The 17,328-nt window shown below is 58.1% G+C and carries 17 protein-coding genes and 1 pseudogene; all 18 read left to right on the top strand.

What is annotated here, in order from left to right; all coding sequences use genetic code 11:
• Positions 1-2 precede the first annotated feature (2 nt).
• The 18 genes and pseudogenes from V3330_RS04605 (at position 3) to V3330_RS04525 (ending at position 17,225) form a co-directional block, all read left to right on the top strand.
• Positions 3-929, top strand: a complete 927-nt coding sequence (locus tag V3330_RS04605) for a glycosyltransferase family protein (protein ID WP_354694212.1) — start codon at positions 3-5, stop codon at positions 927-929.
• A 91-nt stretch (positions 930-1,020) separates the two neighbouring features.
• The gene (locus V3330_RS04600; protein ID WP_354694211.1) at positions 1,021-1,707 is read left to right on the top strand and encodes a sulfotransferase domain-containing protein; all 687 of its coding nucleotides are present in this window, start codon (positions 1,021-1,023) and stop codon (positions 1,705-1,707) included.
• A 30-nt stretch (positions 1,708-1,737) separates the two neighbouring features.
• Positions 1,738-2,520, top strand: a complete 783-nt coding sequence (locus tag V3330_RS04595; protein ID WP_354694210.1) for a hypothetical protein — start codon at positions 1,738-1,740, stop codon at positions 2,518-2,520.
• Positions 2,517-3,659, top strand: a complete 1,143-nt coding sequence (locus V3330_RS04590) for a glycosyltransferase family 2 protein (RefSeq protein WP_354694209.1) — start codon at positions 2,517-2,519, stop codon at positions 3,657-3,659. Before V3330_RS04595 ends, V3330_RS04590 begins: the two co-directional genes overlap by 4 nt.
• Positions 3,660-3,797: 138 nt before the next feature.
• Positions 3,798-4,166: pseudogene (locus V3330_RS19625) on the top strand (hypothetical protein); the annotation flags it as partial.
• 164 nt (positions 4,167-4,330) lie between these two features.
• Positions 4,331-4,645 (top strand): hypothetical protein, encoded by a 315-nt coding sequence (locus V3330_RS04585; RefSeq protein WP_354694208.1) that lies wholly within the window; start codon positions 4,331-4,333, stop codon positions 4,643-4,645.
• Between the two features lie 3 nt (positions 4,646-4,648).
• Positions 4,649-5,536: a glycosyltransferase family 2 protein gene (locus V3330_RS04580; RefSeq protein WP_354694207.1), complete on the top strand. Its 888-nt coding sequence runs from the start codon at positions 4,649-4,651 to the stop codon at positions 5,534-5,536.
• 252 nt (positions 5,537-5,788) lie between these two features.
• Positions 5,789-6,760, top strand: coding sequence for a glycosyltransferase family 2 protein (locus V3330_RS04575; protein WP_354694257.1), 972 nt, complete (start codon positions 5,789-5,791; stop codon positions 6,758-6,760).
• 26 nt (positions 6,761-6,786) lie between these two features.
• The gene (locus tag V3330_RS04570; protein ID WP_354694206.1) at positions 6,787-7,911 is read left to right on the top strand and encodes a glycosyltransferase family 4 protein; all 1,125 of its coding nucleotides are present in this window, start codon (positions 6,787-6,789) and stop codon (positions 7,909-7,911) included.
• A 131-nt stretch (positions 7,912-8,042) separates the two neighbouring features.
• A complete protein-coding gene (locus V3330_RS04565; RefSeq protein ID WP_354694205.1) occupies positions 8,043-8,927 on the top strand; it encodes a CgeB family protein in 885 nt (294 codons plus the stop codon).
• Positions 8,924-10,063, top strand: a complete 1,140-nt coding sequence (locus V3330_RS04560) for a glycosyltransferase family protein (RefSeq protein ID WP_354694204.1) — start codon at positions 8,924-8,926, stop codon at positions 10,061-10,063. The genes V3330_RS04565 and V3330_RS04560 overlap by 4 nt, the downstream gene beginning before the upstream one ends.
• The gene (locus tag V3330_RS04555; protein WP_354694203.1) at positions 10,060-11,454 is read left to right on the top strand and encodes a hypothetical protein; all 1,395 of its coding nucleotides are present in this window, start codon (positions 10,060-10,062) and stop codon (positions 11,452-11,454) included. Before V3330_RS04560 ends, V3330_RS04555 begins: the two co-directional genes overlap by 4 nt.
• Positions 11,455-11,460: 6 nt before the next feature.
• A complete protein-coding gene (locus V3330_RS04550) occupies positions 11,461-12,621 on the top strand; it encodes a glycosyltransferase (protein ID WP_354694202.1) in 1,161 nt (386 codons plus the stop codon).
• Entirely contained in the window at positions 12,614-12,991 is a 378-nt protein-coding gene (locus tag V3330_RS04545; protein WP_354694201.1) for a MarR family EPS-associated transcriptional regulator, read from the top strand. The genes V3330_RS04550 and V3330_RS04545 overlap by 8 nt, the downstream gene beginning before the upstream one ends.
• Positions 12,984-14,294, top strand: a complete 1,311-nt coding sequence (locus V3330_RS04540) for a nucleotide sugar dehydrogenase (RefSeq protein ID WP_354694200.1) — start codon at positions 12,984-12,986, stop codon at positions 14,292-14,294. The genes V3330_RS04545 and V3330_RS04540 overlap by 8 nt, the downstream gene beginning before the upstream one ends.
• A 42-nt stretch (positions 14,295-14,336) precedes the next feature.
• Positions 14,337-15,410 carry a glycosyltransferase family 4 protein gene (locus V3330_RS04535; protein WP_354694199.1) on the top strand — a complete coding sequence of 358 codons (1,074 nt, stop codon included), beginning with the start codon at positions 14,337-14,339 and terminating at the stop codon, positions 15,408-15,410.
• Positions 15,411-15,432: 22 nt separating this feature from the next.
• Positions 15,433-15,999 carry a WcaF family extracellular polysaccharide biosynthesis acetyltransferase gene (locus V3330_RS04530; protein ID WP_354694198.1) on the top strand — a complete coding sequence of 189 codons (567 nt, stop codon included), beginning with the start codon at positions 15,433-15,435 and terminating at the stop codon, positions 15,997-15,999.
• A complete protein-coding gene (locus V3330_RS04525; RefSeq protein ID WP_354694197.1) occupies positions 15,996-17,225 on the top strand; it encodes a glycosyltransferase family 4 protein in 1,230 nt (409 codons plus the stop codon). The genes V3330_RS04530 and V3330_RS04525 overlap by 4 nt, the downstream gene beginning before the upstream one ends.
• Positions 17,226-17,328 lie beyond the last annotated feature (103 nt).

Raw genomic sequence — 17,328 nt, 5'->3', positions numbered from 1 at the left:
CCGTGGTTGAAGCGCCAATAGCACTTTTTGTTTACAACCGCCCGGAGCATGCACGACGTACTCTGGAAGCGCTGAGTCGAAATGATGGCGCCGAGCGTTCTTGCCTCTACATCTTTGCGGATGGGCTGGCTCAAGAAGCCGATGCGATGGATCGGCGCAACCATAGGGAAGTCAGACGTCTAATCCGCGAACGTCCCTGGTGTGGTCGTGTTGAAATCATTGAGGCGGATGTTAATCGAGGATTGAAAGAATCCATATGCACTGGCATTAGCAGAGTCCTGGAGTCATACGACCGTGTGATTGTGCTCGAAGATGACATAGAAATCTCACCAGGTTTTCTCCGATACATGAATGGCGCGCTGGATTTGTATGCGGATGAGGACCAGGTATTCCAGATTTCCGGATTCATGGTGAAGAATTGGCCATGGATTCAATCCACCGGTTTCTTGCGCGTCAGTACCTCATGGGGATGGGGGACTTGGCGGAGAGCCTGGAAGCATTATCGCGCTGATGCTGAAAACCTGCTCATTGAAGTCGGACGAAAGGGCAGAACCCAATTTGACCTCGACGGATATTCGTTTCACTTTGAAGAGCTGGAGCGAAATGTCCGCGGAGAGTTGAACACGTGGGCAGTTCGCTGGTACGCCAGCATTTTTCTACTGAATGGACTTTGCCTTTATCCGAGAAAAACTCTGGTTCGGAATATCGGGTTTGACGGCAGCGGGGTTCATTGTCATAACGACAAGATGCGATACCATCGGCGTTTGCGTCTCGCCCGTAACGTTGAACCCGAGCGGCGGTGCATCTCGGAGGACAAAGCGTATCTCAAGGCGATTCAAGCGCACTACCGGGAAACGCTTCGGGTTTGGACTCACACGCGAGTAAGGGACCGGCTGCTACGGCGTCTTCGATGGCCATTGGCGCGTTGATCAATCGCAGGCGCTCAGATGGCCATTCGCCGGAACGGCCCGGAGTCAATTTCTTTAAAGGGCTTTGCTCATGATTGTCCTCAGTAACGCAATGCCCAAATCCGGCAGCACGCTACTGGCCAATTATCAGGAGCAACTGCTGGAAATGACGGGACAACAATCCGGTCAGGACGCTCTGAAGCGAGCATTTGGTGGTCGGTATGTCGCGGAACCTCGCTTAACCGCTTTGATTCGATTACTCGGAATCAATTTCCTTTCAGGAACCGTCGTCGTCAAGAATCACTGGGAACTGACGGCATTGCTCAAGAGCTTTGTGAAGTTGGGTGTGGTCAAGGTAACAATGAACTTTCGGGATCCGCGGGACGTCATCCTTTCGGCACTCGATCATGGACGGCGGAGTCGTGCCAAGGGGGTGAAAACGGGAGAGTTCACTGAGTATCATTCGGTTGTTGACTCCATTCCTTTTGTGAAGAAACTGGTCTCGGTATTCATTGCCTGGTCAGACTATTCTCCCGTTCATCTCATCAAGTACGAAGATCTCATCTCGGAGCCAGTGACAGAATTGAAAAAGATGGCTGCTTTTCTGGAGTGGGAAGTATCGGAAGACCAGGTTCGTAGCGTTGTGCAGCACCAACGCACGGTGCGCAAAGAGGCTTTGAATTTCAATAAGGGCACCACCCAGCGTTGGAAAGTAGAAATGACCGATGACGAAGTGGCACAAACAACAAAAGCCTTCGAGCCCTTTTTGACCCAAATGGACTACGAAATTTCGATCTGACGTGAAATTCGGCCTCCTCTGGTGATTCGGTTGTTCACTTCACTGCATCTTGAGCAGAACCCTCGGCGGTGGTCCGAAATACTGGATTGCCTGAAACAGAACCTGGATTTGGGGGCAATCGATGAAGTCTGTGTCCTCCTGGAGGATGTGCCCGACGCACCAGTAAGGCATGAAAAGCTCAGAACAAAAAAACAGTTTCACCGGCCGACTTACGAAGATTATTTGCGATGGGTAAATGAAATTAAACCGGCGTATTCGGACCTGTGCATTTTCGCCAACAGCGATATCTATTTCGATAACAGCATTGCAGTTCTCGGGTCGGCCTTGAAGCCGACACAGTGCGCGGTGCTTTCCCGATGGGATGCGAACAGTTTGGCGCAGCCATCTCTATTCGACCGCAACGACAGCCAGGACGCATGGGTGTTCAAAGGGCCGCCGAAAACGGTTCGAGGCGACTTCTGTGTTGGTGTCCCGCGTTGCGATAACCGTTTTCTTCACGAATTGCGGGAAGCGGGCTACGAGGTTATCAACCCGGCTTTTTCGATCCGCGCCTATCACCTGCATGAGGGCGCGCGTACAGAATATGACGGTGCGAACCTGGAACACTTTATTGACCCCCCCTATGCGTACCTGTGGCCGCACAACCTGTGGTCGCTGCCGCGCACGGCACTGCACAACCTGCGGCATCCTGAGGCCCTCGTGTCCTGGCGGCTCGATCGAAGAAAGCTGACCGGAAGCCTGCCCGTTCGGGCCATTCGCAAAGTCCTCAGTATGCTGAATATCTCAGACAGGCCGGCGGCGCCCAAGACGTGACCGAATCACCACTGGTTTCCATCGTCATACCACACTTCAACCGCTCAGAACTGCTCGTCGAAACCTTGCATTCCATTCGAACGCAGAGTTACCCCAATTGGGAGGTTGTCATTGTTGATGATGGATCCGGGCAGGACGAATGGCGGAACATCCAGTCTTTGGCAGACGATCGCGTGCGTGTGCTGCAGCGAATCGATGGGCTCAAGGGACCGTCGCGTTGCCGTAATCTCGGCGCGGCGGCCTCCCGCGGAGGGTTCCTTCTCTTCGTTGATTCCGATGACATACTCGCCCCCTGGTGTCTTTTGGAACGGATTTGCCAAGCCCAGCAAGGCTCCGACACCGCGCTTTGGGTATTCCCGGTCATGTTGTTCAACCGTTACCCGGGCGATCTCGAAATTTGCTGGAACCGGCTTGAAGGGAACGACGACCTGGAGCGATTTCTGCGCTCGGATCCGCCTTGGCATACGTCGTCTGGGCTGTGGCGGAGGAAAACCTTCATAGGACTTGGCGGCTTTAACGAACGGGTCATGTACGGTGATGATGCCGAATTACATACCCGTGCATTACTCCAGGGCACGGCAGTTCGCAAATATCCACGTTGCTTGCCGGATGTATTCATACGGCGCGGGGAGACACCTCGCATCACCAGCCATCTTTCTTCCGCTGTGATCGAGTCGAGGCGAGTGCGATTGCGGGCGGGCACGAAGCTGCTTGATGAACATCATGCGCCAGAACAGTTGAGAGGTTTATGGGAGGGGCAGTACTTCGTCGAGTGCGAAGAATTGTTTTTCAATGCCAAAGTCTCCCGGCAGAACATTCGAGCCGTCATCGATGATTGGGTCGAGTTTTATCGCCCTCCTCGGTTCAGGGAATGGCTGGTCAGGTCCTATTTCTTGCTCGCTGTCTGGTTGCGCCCTCGAGCCTATCTGATGCTTCGCATCGCTCGTCGTTTGATGATGCTGATGCTTCCGAAGGAGTTCTTTCCGCTCGGAGGATATTTTCAGAATTGGGGTTTGGCGGAGGATAAGGCAGACCGCATTAAAGCATTGCTCGAAGAAGCATCAAAGCGTGGGCGTAACTGGCCCGGGTTCAGTCAGGGCACGGGTGTTCCCACACACGCAGCATTCAGACAAAGGTGACTATTGTTTCCAGATTGGTGCAATCGGTCCGGCGAGCAGCGCTGTCCCGCGAAAACCGGCGCCGTCTCCGCCGGAGTATTGGATCACACCAAGTGCGTAACAAGACTCCGATATTCTTCATAATTTACGCCCGATATAGTGGATTTCGCGCCGTACTGCATTCCAACAGATGCGAAAGGCTTTGAACCCATTATCGTTCTCAACTCCGTATCGGGTACGGATGAGCAATGGATTCGTTTACTGCATCCGAAATGTCCGGCCGTTTCGTCGCAGGTCTCGCTGACGGGGAATCAACGGTCTGTGCTGTCCCATGGCGAAGTCCTGAACAACCTGCTTGCGGTAAATGAGAAACCATTTTGCATCCAGGACCCGGACTGCTTTGTCACCGATCCGGAATTCTGGAGCAAGGTGCGTCTGAATGTGACAACGGACATGGCTTCCGGGCCCTTCACCAAATCAACCACGGGTCACGGACACGTTCTGCCGGACACCAGCTTCCTGATGCTGAATCCGCGAGTGTTTCACACCATCCGGAACAGATATCGAATTCACGCTGATGGCATGTCGAAACTGAATGCCCAAGCGTTGCACAAGATCACGGACCCCGGTTACTCCGGGGGACAGTACCCGGAGGACTTCAAAACGGCTTCGACACTCAGCAGGCCTTTGGGGTGCTTGCGCTGGGTGAAGGCTATCGGTTCCGTGAGATTCAAGGGGCCGGCGAGCAGATTTTTCACATTGGGGGCACCAGTTACCTTTGTGGCGCTGAATCGAATCTGGAACATTGGGACTACTGGCCGTTGAGTGTCATGTATTTCAACTTGAAGTTGCTGGAACTGCCGGCCGGTGAAAGGTTCAGAACCCGTTTCGAAAAATTGCTGAGACGATTCGAGTCCTCAGACGGTGTGATCGATCGGTTTCCGGAGTTTGCCAAGTCGCAGCGATACGCCGACATGCAGACGCTGTTTGCTCAGCTCGAAAATTGAGTCTTGGCTAGAGAAGCCCCGCTGGTATCCATTCTTGTCACTGTGTACAACAGAGAATCGAGCGTAGGCGAGACGCTGTCCAGTGTTCTGAGATCCGACTATTGCAATTTTGAAGTAATCGTCGTCGACGATTGCTCGAGCGATGGTTCCCAGGCGATTGTCAGCGCGTTCGCTGAAGGCGATAAGCGGATTCGCGTTCATCGCAACGAGCGAAACCTTGGGGATTATCCCAACCGCAATAAAGCAGCGTCACTGGCGAAAGGCCGCTACCTCAAATACGTCGACTCGGACGATCTGATCTATCCGCACGGCTTGTCCGTCATGGTGGCGGCGATGGAGGCGAATCCGGACGCGGTGCTGGGCTTGGCCCACTCGATGCCTGAAGAGGAAACCCCGTATCCATGTTATCTGCAGCCGCATGAGGCTTACCGCAAGCAGTTCCTGGGACGTGGTTGCCTGAGTTGCGGGCCGACCGGTGCGATTATCCGGCGAGATGCATTTGAAGCGGCAGCGGGCTTCTGCGCCGAGTGGGACCTGCTTGCGGACATGGAATTGTGGTACCGCCTGGCAGCTTGCGCCCCGGTGGTCCTACTGCCCCCCGGTCTGGTGTGGTGGAGACGGCATTCCGGGCAGGAGTTCGAACGCTCCGGGGCGGTGTTGCAGTATCTGCAGAAGGGATACGAACTGGACCGTGAGACTTTGCTTGGCTTGGACTGCCCCCTCGAGAAAGACGAACGGGATACGGCGCTGGCTCGAAGACGCCAGCACGTATCCCGACGTCTGATGTCGCACGCGGCCAGGAACCGGGCGCCCGGCGAGGCCATCCGCGTGTTTCGGGGAGCGGACCTTTCATGGCGCGATCTGTTGGCTGGCCTGCGGAGATACCGGTGAGGTCCCGCAGAGTCTTAGTGCACGATGGCCCCTGCGGTGGATGTCAGGCGAATCGCCTCTGGCTCGAACTCAAAAGCCATTATCGACACAGGGAAATCATCGCGGATCCGAGCCAGGGTTGGGCCGGCATCGGAGTCCTTTATGTCTGATGTCATCGAGTGCACGTATCGCAAAGCAAAAAGTGAACTGCGCTAGGCATCTAAAATCAATCAGATCTCGCGGTCGTTGATCTCGTGAAGGGATTGTTGCCTCATCAGTAAGGATTGCCAAAAACCGCTGGTTTCCGTCATTGTCCCCGCTCGAAACGCCGAGCGGTATATCGCAGAGACGATCGACTCTGTGATACGGCAGTCATGGACTCACTTCGAGCTCCTCGTCGTAGACAACGCGTCGACGGACGCGACGGCCTGCGTGGTTCACAAACATGAAGACGAGCGGGTCCGGGTCATTTCATGCGAACGGCCTGGCGCAGCCGCGGCCCGGAATGTTGGAATGCGGGCTGCCCGGGGTGACTTTATCCAATTTCTGGATGCTGACGACATTCTGGGGAGAAACAAACTCGAACTGCAGCTAAAGGCTCTTCAGGATTGGGGAACGGCCCTTGCCATCGCTTCGTGCCCGTGGGTTCGATTCAATCATGACCTTGCCGAGGCCTGTGTTCACGCCGAAGCCGTCTGGCCCATCGCAGACCCGCTCGACTGGATCGTCTGTTCCCTCACCGGCGGAGGAATGATGCAGACCGGCGGGTGGCTGGTTCACCGCCAGTTGGTCGAGGCCGCCGGTTTTTGGAACGAAGATCTGTCTTTGCATGACGACGGGGAATACTTCACTCGCATGCTGTTACAGGCCGAACGCCTGGTGTTCGTGCCGGATGCCCGGGTTTATTACCGGACAGTACCGGGCAGCTTGAGTCGCCAGCGCGACCGGGCTGCGATCGAGTCCGCATTCAAGGTGTGCCAGGCGCGCGACACGCAACTGCTTGCGGCTGAAGACAGTTCGCGTGTGCGAGCCGCTCTGGCTACCCAGTATGCGCAGTTTGCGTACGAGTTTTCGCAGTCCGCACCGGATCTGGCCGCATCGGCTTTGAGCCGCATGAAAGCCCTGGGAAAGCCCGTCAATTGCGTCGGTGGCTACGCTTTTCGGTGGGTCGCCGCTGTCGTCGGATTCGCGCGCTCACTGGCTCTGCGCCAAGCAGTCGCAGGCTTCCGGGATGCGCCGGGTTGACGACGGTTCTCCGCCTCTAGTCCAGCGTGACACGCCTGCTCTACATCACGGACCTGGAGTACAAGCCCGGCGGCGGCGGATCGTATGCCGTGAATGCGCACATCCAGGATCAGTTGAAAAAGCATTTCGATCTGTGCTCGCCGGAACCCATCGTTCCGAAAATATCGTTTTGGCAACGCCTGCTCTCCCGAATTCAACGCTACGGACTCAGGCGGGCCTCACGGTTCTTTTATTTCTCGCCCGCGACACTCGACAGCAACGCCGCGCGGGCAGCGCAGTATTACTCGAGTGATATTGACGCCGTCTGTTTCCGCTCCGCCGCCCGCTGGTGTCACGCCACGCCGCCGGTTCCTTATTTTGTCTACCTCGATATCGTTTTCCATACCTTTTTCGAAAACACTTTCGCCGCCGACGACTTTCTGGCCTCGGATCTCGAGCGGATTTATGCGGCCGAGCGGCAGTTTCTTGACAAGGCTGAGGCCGTGTTTTTCGAGTCGGAATGGGGAATGCAGCGGGCGCTATCCGCCTATTCGCTGGGACCGGAAAATTGTCATGTCATCGGCCGCGGCGGCCTGGTGACTCCACCTTCAGAGGATACCTGGCCGGAAGGCGAATTCGTGTTGGTTTCGGTGGCGCTCAACTTTGAGCAGAAGGGTGGGGACCTCATCCTTTCGGCATACGTGAAGTTGAAACAGCGCTATCCGAATCTGCGCTGGCATATCGTGGGCGGCCGGCCGACGGGTGATTGGGAGCACGTCGATGGCATTACCTGGGAAGGTGTGCTGGACCCGGGTAAGGCCAGCGACCTGGAGCGCTTTCGCGATCTGCTGGCACGCGCATTCGTGCTGCTCCATCCGACGCGGGAGGATACCAATCCGCTGGTGCTCACCGAGGCGGCCTACTTCGGGTGCCCTTGCATTTCCGTTCGGCACTTCGCGATTCCGGAGCTGGTCATCGATGGCGAAACGGGGGTGCTGGTGGATTTTCCTCCCCGGTCGCATGAGTTGGAAGCCGCGGTCAGCCAGCTGATCGAGTCGCCCGACCGGTATCGCAAGATGCGCCGCGCCGCATTCGACTTCGCCCGAACGCATTTCGAATGGGATGTCATCGGAGCGCGAATGGCATCGATGATCCGGGAGCATCTGCACTGAAAGCGCTCTATATTGGCATTCTTACTCCAGGGACTACATCAGCGCAGCGAGCAGCCACGCTACGACGCCTTACGCCAGAAGCGGTCTGGGAGACCGTCGATACCGATGCGGGTTTTCGTCGCGCCGGCAGGTTGTCGCGAACCTTCTCGTTTCGCAGCAAGGCCGGCGCGCTGGTTCGCGACATCAATGCGCGCGTCGAGGCAAAGTCCAGAAGTCATCGATACGACCTCGTGTGGATCGACAAGGGCGTGTATCTGTGGCCGCGCACGGTCGTTTCCCTGCGCCAGCGGGCCGGGCGCCTGGTGCACTACACGCCGGACACCGCGTTTCATGCCAACCGCTCGCGTCATTTCAGAGCGTCGGCTGAACTCTTCGACTTGCTGGTGACCACGAAAGCTTTTGAGCTCGAGCATTACGAGACTCTGGTGCCGCGCGACCGCGTGTTGCTCACCACCCAGGCCTATGATTCCCGTGTGCATATGCCCAGCGCAGTCGGCGCCCGCAAGGAACCCGTCGTTACCTTCATCGGTCTGAGTGAAGCTTACCGGCGGCGCTGCATCGAATCTCTGTTGTCAGCCGGGATTACCGTCCGTCTTGGGGGGCAGGGCTGGAAGCGGTTCCGGAAACGGCACAAGGGTAACGGGCGACTGGAATTTCTGGGGGAGCGAATCTTTGGCGATGACTATGCGGCTCACTATTCCGCAGCGAGTGTCGGGCTGGGTCTGCTGTCCAGACGTTTTCCGGAATTGCACACCACGCGGACTTTTGAAATTCCCGCCTGTGGCACGGTGTTGGCGACCGAAAAGACCGCTGATACCCGTCAATTCTTCACCGGGCGGGAAGCAGTGTTCTTCAACTCTTTCCAAGACCTGGTTCGGCGAATCAGAGCATTGATGGCCGATCCGGCGCGAATGGAAGAATTGGCGCGTAACGGACGTCGGCGTGTGCTGGCCGACGGGCGGGATTGCGAGTCTGTGCTTCGGCGTGTGCTTGAACGCGTGGGCCTGCCGTGTTGAAGGTTGCGTACCTGCATATCCTGCCCCTCGAATACTATCCGCCTGCCTGCACTTTCCTGGATACATTGGCTGCGGAAAAATCGGTTGACGTCCGGGTTTATACAACCTGCAATCTCAGAGGAAGGAAACCCTATTGCAATAAATCGGTAACCATCGACCGTGGTGATGCGCCAAATCCCGGGGCGCTTCGGGTATTGCGTTTGCTGACAACCATCAAGTGGCACGTCAAGACCGCATTCAGTTTGCGGAGGTTTCAGCCCGATTCGATCGTGTACGTCGAGCCGCATTCGGCGATCGCCGCATGGCTGTTTTTAAGGTTCTTCAGTGGAAAGGCCCGACTGTACGTCCATCATCATGAATTTTATGAGCAGAGGGATTTTCTGCGACCGGGGATGCAGCTTCCACGGATCGGGAACCTCAAGGAACGACAATTTCTGTTTCCTCGTGCGGAATGGATTTCACAAACCAACGAGGATCGCCTGCGCCTTGCCATGCGTGACAATCCCGCGATTTCAGACACTGCCTGGCGGGTGCTTCCAAATTACCCGCCGGCGGAGTGGTGCACGAAACGAGATGTGAATGCTGCCGGTTGGGGTCAGCCGGTACGCTTGATCTATGTGGGATCCGCGTCGTTTGAAGATACCTACATCCAGGAGATCACCCGTTGGGCGTCCAGATATCCCAAGGATATACAACTGCACATTTGTGGTTACAACGTGAAGGCAGATGTATTCGAGTGGCTGGACCAGCAACGGTTTTCCAACGTGACATACGAACCCGACGGCTGTGCATATGAAGAGCTGCCCTCCATCCTGACCGAGTTCGACATAGGATTGGTGCTGTACAAGGGCAACACGACGAATTTTGTTTTCAATATCCCCAACAAGGTTTACGAGTATTTGTGCTGCGGCCTGGAAGTCTGGTACCCAACCGAGATGACGAGCATCAAGAAATTTCAAGGTGAGCACTCACTGCCGCTGCGGGAACTCGATTTCAGCAATCTGGTTCATTTTGATTCTTCAGATCTGCAACCCCTGGGCAGGGCCCCTTCCAGGGCTCGTGATTTTACGGCGGAGCAGGCGTTCGACCCCCTCCTCGCAGCCATGGGCGTGAATGAACGGCGAGCACGAATTTGAATCAGTCCATTAACGGTCGGGCGATTTCGTTGTCCCGGCTGCCAAATTCGGACGCGGCATTGCCTTATGCTGCGGCCATCATCGGTGCGGCCTTGTCATTCGGCATGAGTTCCCACTGGCTTGCAGCCGTGGGCATAGGTGCATTCGTTTACTATTTCGTACGCCTGTTGCAAGAGGCCGGGCGAGACCTTCCCATAGAAAGCTTCATCCTGGTCATGGCGTCATTGCAGTGGATCGTCGGGCCGGCACTGGCATATTCGGGGTTTTCAGACCACTACAAATACCGAATGTACGTTCCGGTCGAGCAGTACATGACACTGGCCGTACCTGGCGTTCTTTTGTTGTCAATCGGTCTTTATGCCTTCCGCAGAGAAAACAGGTTCGCACTCGTCAGTCACTACATCGCGACCACCCACCAGATCGTAAAGCGGGCGGCCTATCTGCCGTTCTACCTGATCGGGGTCGGTATTGTATTTTCCGTGCTGGTGGACCGGTTTCCGCCGGCGCTGGCTTTTCCGGCCTATGTGCTTTCGAACGTCAAGTACATCGGCCTGGTGTACCTGATCTTTTCCGATCGACTGCAGTACAAGGGCGGTATCCTGATTGCGGCCTTCGGGCTCACTTTCCTGAGCTCGCTCAAAGGCGCGATGTTCCACGATCTGCTGCTCTGGTCGGCATTCATCGGCATGTATGCGGCCTTCATTTTTCGCCCGAAATTCGGGCACAAACTGCTCATTGCCTGCCTCGGATTTGCATTTATCTTCGTGTTGCAGGCCAGCAAGGATCTGTACCGCGAAAAGCTCCAGGAAGGAGGGCGTTCCGACTTTGTCAGCAAGTTCGTCAGTTCGGTTGAGGAGCGTCTGGACACCGATCCGCTCTCGGAGAGCAACAACCTCGAGCGCCTCGTCGTGCGCATCAACCAGGGATGGATCATCAGCCGGATCATGCAGAATGTGCCGGACCGTATACCGCATGCCGAAGGCGAAACGGTGGCTACCGCCGTCAAGGCCAGCCTGCTTCCGCGGTTGCTGTTTCCGGACAAACCCATCGCGGGTGGCAAAAAGAATTACGAGAAGTACACGAACTTCTACCTGCAGAGCAGCACGTCCATGGGCATCAGTCTTCTGGGCGAGGCTTACATCAATTACGGGGTGGCCGGTGCCTGGCTGTTCATGCTGATATTCGGTCTGGTCTCCTCCTTCGTGATCAACCGCTTCTTCAAATTGGCCAGAACCTATCCAACCATCTGGCTCTGGTTTCCGCTGATTCTGCTGCACTTCGTCAAGGCGGAAACCGAGTTGCTGGTGCAGCTGAATTTCCTGGTCAAGAGCATCGTCCTGGTCTACCTGTTTGTCTGGGCCAACAAGTATTTCCTCAAACTCAACATCTGATTGACTGTGCACATCGTCCATGTGGTTCGCGACCTGGATCGTTCCAGTGGCGGGCCGTCGCGATCGGTACCCGCGCTGGCGGAGGCGCAGAGCCGCGAGGATGGAACACAGGTTGCCGCGATCTATCTGGACCGCGGCAATCCGGTGGTTCCTGCCCTCGGGGAGCGGGTGGATTACCACGTTCTCAGCGGCGCGTTTCGTGCCGCAACAGGGGCGCTTTCCGGGGTTCTGCGGGAGGTTTCAGCCTCGGCTGAGGGAGTGATGATTTGTCACCTGCATGGCCTGTGGAGCCCGGTGCTGCACCAGGCGGCCGCCTGGGCCCGATCCGCCGCCGTACCGTACGTCGTTTCCACCCGGGGTATGCTCGCCGGCTGGGCGCTTGGCCACAAAGCGTGGAAAAAGAAACTGGCCTGGTCCGTCTACCAGAGAAGGGATTTGCAGCAGGCCGACGCGTTGATCGCTACAAGCCCTCTCGAAGCCGCGGATATTCGGAGGTTGCTGCCCGAGGCGCGCACGGAAGTCATTCCAAACGGCTGTCATCCGCGCCCGGGCGATCGTGTGGCGGGTGCCGAACTGCCCGCTGGCCAGGATACCCGCTGGGCCCTGGCGCTGGGTCGCCTGCATCCGGTCAAGGGTTACGCCGAGCTGATTGAGGCTTGGCATTCACTGCGCCCAGCCGGTTGGAAGCTGGCCATCGCCGGACCGGACGAGGGGGGTTACCGCAGACGGCTCGAGCGGCTTATCGAACGCTACGGCATCGGCGACGATGTCGCGTTGCTCGGCGCGGTGGACGACGAACGCAAATGGGCCTTGCTGGACCGGTGTGAGCTGTTCCTAGCGCCCTCGAAGACGGAAAATTTCGGTATGGCGATCGCCGAGGCGTTGCAGTCGGGAACACCGGTCGTGACCACCACCGCCACGCCTTGGGCGCTGTTGCGCGAGCACGACTGTGGCTGGTGGATCGAACCTGCCAAAGTGGCCCTTGGGCACGCGCTCGATGAAGCGACCCGCATGGATGCCGATGCACTCCGTGTCCGGGGCGTCCGCGGCCGGCAGATCATCGAGGCGGAATTTTCGTGGCAGTCCATTGCGCGGCAGTCGATCCGGCTGTATCGCTCCATTCTGTCCGAACGCACGGCAGGCACACAGGCCAAGGTGAATGTCTAGACCCGGCACGGGACCCAGCCAGGAGATTCATCTGCAGGTGCTGCGAACCATCGAGGCCCGGCCTGACGTGACGCAGCGGCAACTCGCCCAGGAACTGGGTGTGAGCCTGGGCAAGACGAATTACTGCCTGCGGGCGTTGATCGATCGCGGGTGGGTGAAAGCGAACAATTTCAAGAACAGCAATAACAAGGCGGCCTACACCTATCTGTTGACCCCGAAGGGCATGGAGGAAAAGGCCAAAATCACGATGAAATTCCTGAGGAAAAAAATGGCGGAATACGAGCAGTTGCGCGCCGAAATCGAGGATCTGGGGCGCGAAGTAAAGCGCACCCACGGAGGGGAGCACATGACGGATTCGCGCCATGAGTAATCGCCAATCGCTGATCCGGCGGCTGGAAGATCGTTCGGCCGTGGTGGGCGTCATCGGTCTGGGGTACGTGGGCCTGCCGCTTGCGCTGGCGTTCAGCGAAGCCGGGTATCGCGTGCTCGGCCTGGACATCGATCCCGGCAAGCCCCGGGCGCTGGCACGGGGGGAATCCTATTTCCGCCACGTTCCGGATGCGCGCGTGCAACGCGCTCTCGATAACGGGTTGGAGGCCGGCACGGATTTTTCGCGTGCGGAGGAAGCGGATGCGTTAATCATCTGTGTGCCCACGCCGCTCAATGAACACCGCGATCCCGACTTGAGTTTCATTGTGAACACGATGGAATCGATCGTGCCTCACCTGCGCGCCGGACACATGGTTTCGCTGGAAAGCACGACCTGGCCGGGTACGACCGAGGAGGTGTTGCGACCGCGCTTGCAACAGGCCGGATTTTCGGTGGGGCGGGACGTTTTCCTGGCGTATTCGCCCGAACGCGAAGACCCGGGAAACGCCAGTTTTACCACCGCGACCATTCCCAAGGTCGTCAGCGGCTCGACCCCTGCCTGCCGGGAGGTCGCGGAAGCGCTGTACCGCGGTGTTGTCGATGAAGTCGTTCCCGTCAGTTCTACCCGCGCGGCTGAAATGACCAAGTTGCTGGAGAACATCCATCGGGCCGTGAACATCGGCCTGGTGAACGAAATGAAGATCGTCGCCGACCGGATGGGTATCGACATCTACGAGGTGATCGAGGCCGCGGCTTCCAAGCCGTTCGGTTTCGTTCCTTATTACCCGGGCCCCGGTCTGGGTGGTCACTGCATACCGATTGACCCGTTCTACCTGACCTGGAAGGCTCGCGAATACGGTGTCAATACGCGCTTTATCGAGCTTGCCGGCGAAATCAACAGCGACATGCCCCGCTGGGTGGTGAGCAAGATCGGCGAGGCCCTGAATTCCCGGGCGAAACCCATCCGGGGCAGCACCGTTTTGATGCTCGGCATCGCCTACAAGAAAAACGTGGATGACGTTCGTGAGTCGCCATCCGTGGAAATCATGCATCAGCTCCGCGAGCACGGCGCGGCGGTCGAATATCACGATCCGTATTTTCCCCGGTTTCCCACTATGCGCCGCTATTCATTCGATCTGGAGTCGCAACCACTGACCGCCGAGAGCCTGCGGGACTACGATTGTGTTGTAATCGGTGTTGATCATGATCTGTTCGATTACGAACGGATTTTCTCCGAAGCATCGCTGGTGGTGGATACACGGGGACGGGCCAGGGGAGACAGTGACCACATTTTTCGTGCCTGAGGCGTGTAGCCCCTGAAATCAGACCAGCAACCACCGGTTTGCGTGTTCGGCACGGCGGGCCTGGAAAAAGGGTCCGGTGGCATCGCCGAATGGTCCCGGGAGATTGTGCGCACCTTGCTTGCGATGGCGAATGAGGGCCTGTTCGAAGTCAGGATTCACGTGCTGGAGGGATCGGGCCCCGACCCGGAGGATGACCTTTTTACCGATGAAAACCGTCAAAGATTTCGCTGGTACGCCGGTAGTCGGTGGAGGTTTGCCGCGGGCGTCACGTTGCCGCGCGCGGACCTGCGGCTTTTCGACCATGCGGGTCTGGCTCGCCTGTCCTCGATGTTTTATCGCGCCCGGCCCTACCAGCTGTTGATTCACGGTGTGGAACTGCTCGACAGCGCGCGCGACGATTATGTGCGGGCGGCCCGGCGGGCTCGCAGATTGATTGCCAACTCGCACTACACGGCCCGCCGGGTGATGGAACGTCATCAGGAACTCCCGGAAATCCGCGTTTGCTGGCCCGGCAAACGGGACCCGCGTTCGCCTCGGGATGCGCCGGCCGTGCTTTCGGCGGATCAGCTTGGGGGCCACGCCCTGCTGATTGTCGGGCGTTTGTCGGCCGAGCAGCGCCACAAGGGGCACGACCAGCTCATCGAGGCCATGCCGCTGATTCTTCGGCAGGTGCCCGATGCCCGCCTCATAGTCGCTGGGGATGGCGATGACCGAGTCCGGCTGGAGCACAAGGCCCGAAGTCTGGGGGTGGCCGGGCAGGTCCTCTTCACCGGCTGGGTGAGCGAACCGCAACTCCGCTGGCTGTACGATCAATGCGCGGTATTCGTTCTTCCCAGCGACGGGGACGGGTTCGGGCTCGTGTTTCTCGAGGCGATGATGGCGCGTTTGCCCTGCGTGGGTCTGCGTAGCGGAGCCGCGGCGGAAATCTTCGCGGAAGGCGAGAGCGGTGTGCTGGTCGATCGCGAGGATCGCTCCGGCATGGCCGAACAACTCGCCGGCCTGCTGCGCGACGAGCCGCGGCGCGAACGTCTCGGTCAGGCGGCCTACCAGCGATATCTATCCTGTTTTACCGCACCCCATTTCGCTGCACGCCTGCGCACGGTGCTTACTTCGTGATTCCACGCCCCACCACATCATCATGCGTCTAGATCGATTCGACAACCGTGCATTCGACCGCGGCAGGCCCTGGCTGGTCGAGGCAATGTGGCGGGTGTTCGAAGGGGCGCTGGTCAACAGCGGGTTGCCGGGCTCGGGTTGGCGGGTTGCCTTGTTGCGGCTGTTCGGCGCACGGGTTGGCGGTGGTGTCGTCATCAAGCCGTACGTTCGGGTCAAGTTTCCGTGGAAATTGCACATCGGCGATCACAGCTGGATCGGGGAGAGCGTGTGGATCGACAACCTCGAATCCGTTGCCATCGGAGCGCATTGCTGTGTTTCCCAGGGGGCCTACCTGTGTACCGGAAACCATCGCTGGGATGACACGTCATTCGCACTGGTGACACAGCCGATCATCATTGGTGATCAGTGCTGGATCGGCGCCCAGGCACGTGTCGCACCCGGCGTGACCTGCGGCGAGGGGGCCGTGTTGTGCCTGGGCGGCGTGGCGACGGCCGACCTGGAGGCGTGGACGATAAACGCGGGAATTCCGGCGACGCGGGTCCGCTTGCGTGAGAAGACCGGGATTGTGCCGGAAGCGTCCCCGGGGTGAGGATTTTCTTTGTCAACCGGTTCTTTCATCCGGATGAATCGGCGACCAGCCGGATTCTGACCGATCTGGTTGGCGGATTACGCGACAATTTTAACATTCAGGTGGTAACCAGCCGCCATTCATATGACAACTCGTCAACGCGTTTGCCGGTTTGTACCGTGGAGGACCGGCTCACCGTGAACCGTCTGTGGAGCAGCCGGTTCGGCCGATCGAAGACCGCATTGCGGGCCATTGATTACCTGAGTTTTCATGCCGCGGTCGCCTGGTTTCTTGTCCGGCGGGTGCGGCCGGGAGACGTCGTCGTCCTGAAAACCGACCCGCCGCTTCTGCAACTGATCAATACGGCCTTGATTCGAATCCGGGGGGGCAAGGTCGTGAACTGGTTGCAGGACATCTATCCCGAGATTGCCGAGCGGGCAGGCGTTTATCGTGGGCCGGCATGGCTGGCGCGGATGATTTGCAAATGGCGCGATCGCACTCTGAGGGCCGCCGTCACCAACGTGGTAATCAGTGAGCGTATGGCGACCTACCTGCAGGGCCGGGGCATCCGCAATGTCCGGGTGATTCCCAATTGGGCTGACGAACAGGCGATTTCACCCGTTCCCAGAGAAGCCAATGATGTGCGGCGCGAATGGCGCCTCGGAGACCGCTTTGTCGTCATGTACTCGGGCAATCTGGGCCGGGTTCACGCGTTCGACGAAATCCGCGAGGCCATGCACCTTCTGAGTCATCGGGACGACATTGCCTTCGTGTTTGTGGGGGGCGGTGCCGAACAGCAAGGGTTGAAAGCATTCGTCGAGTCGAAGGGGCTGCGTAACACGATGTTTTTTCCGCTTCAGCCGCGAGATCGTCTGCGGCACAGTCTGGCCGCCGCGGATCTGCATCTGGTGACTCTGAAGGCGGGCATGGAGGACCTGGTCATGCCCAGCAAGCTCTATGGCGTGTGGGCAGCCGGTCGTCCGGTGGCTTTTGTGGGGGAACCCGACAGTGCCGTCGCCCGGTTGATCCGGGAGAGTGGGACGGGACTGGCATTCACACACGGTGACGCCGCGGGGCTGGTGCAAGCGATTGAAGCCCTGGCCGATGAGCCGGCCAGCCGGGCCGAACAGGGTCGAAACGCGCGTCGTTTGTTCGAGCAGCGTTTCACCCGTGCCCATTGCCTGGGCTTGTGGCAGGATCTGATTCAAGGCAAATTTTCGGCCGAAACCGTGCCGGGGACTACCTGAATCCTGTTTGCACACCGTTCACACGCGGTTCACGTGCTCGTATTCTGCAGGTGTTTCAATATGTTCATGCTTGAACCTGTCTTGCAACCTGCCGCTATAATGA

The organism is Elongatibacter sediminis, from assembly GCF_037892215.1.
Taxonomy (GTDB): Bacteria; Pseudomonadota; Gammaproteobacteria; order Xanthomonadales; family SZUA-36; genus Elongatibacter; species Elongatibacter sediminis.
This window is presented reverse-complemented; position numbering and strand designations above follow the sequence as displayed.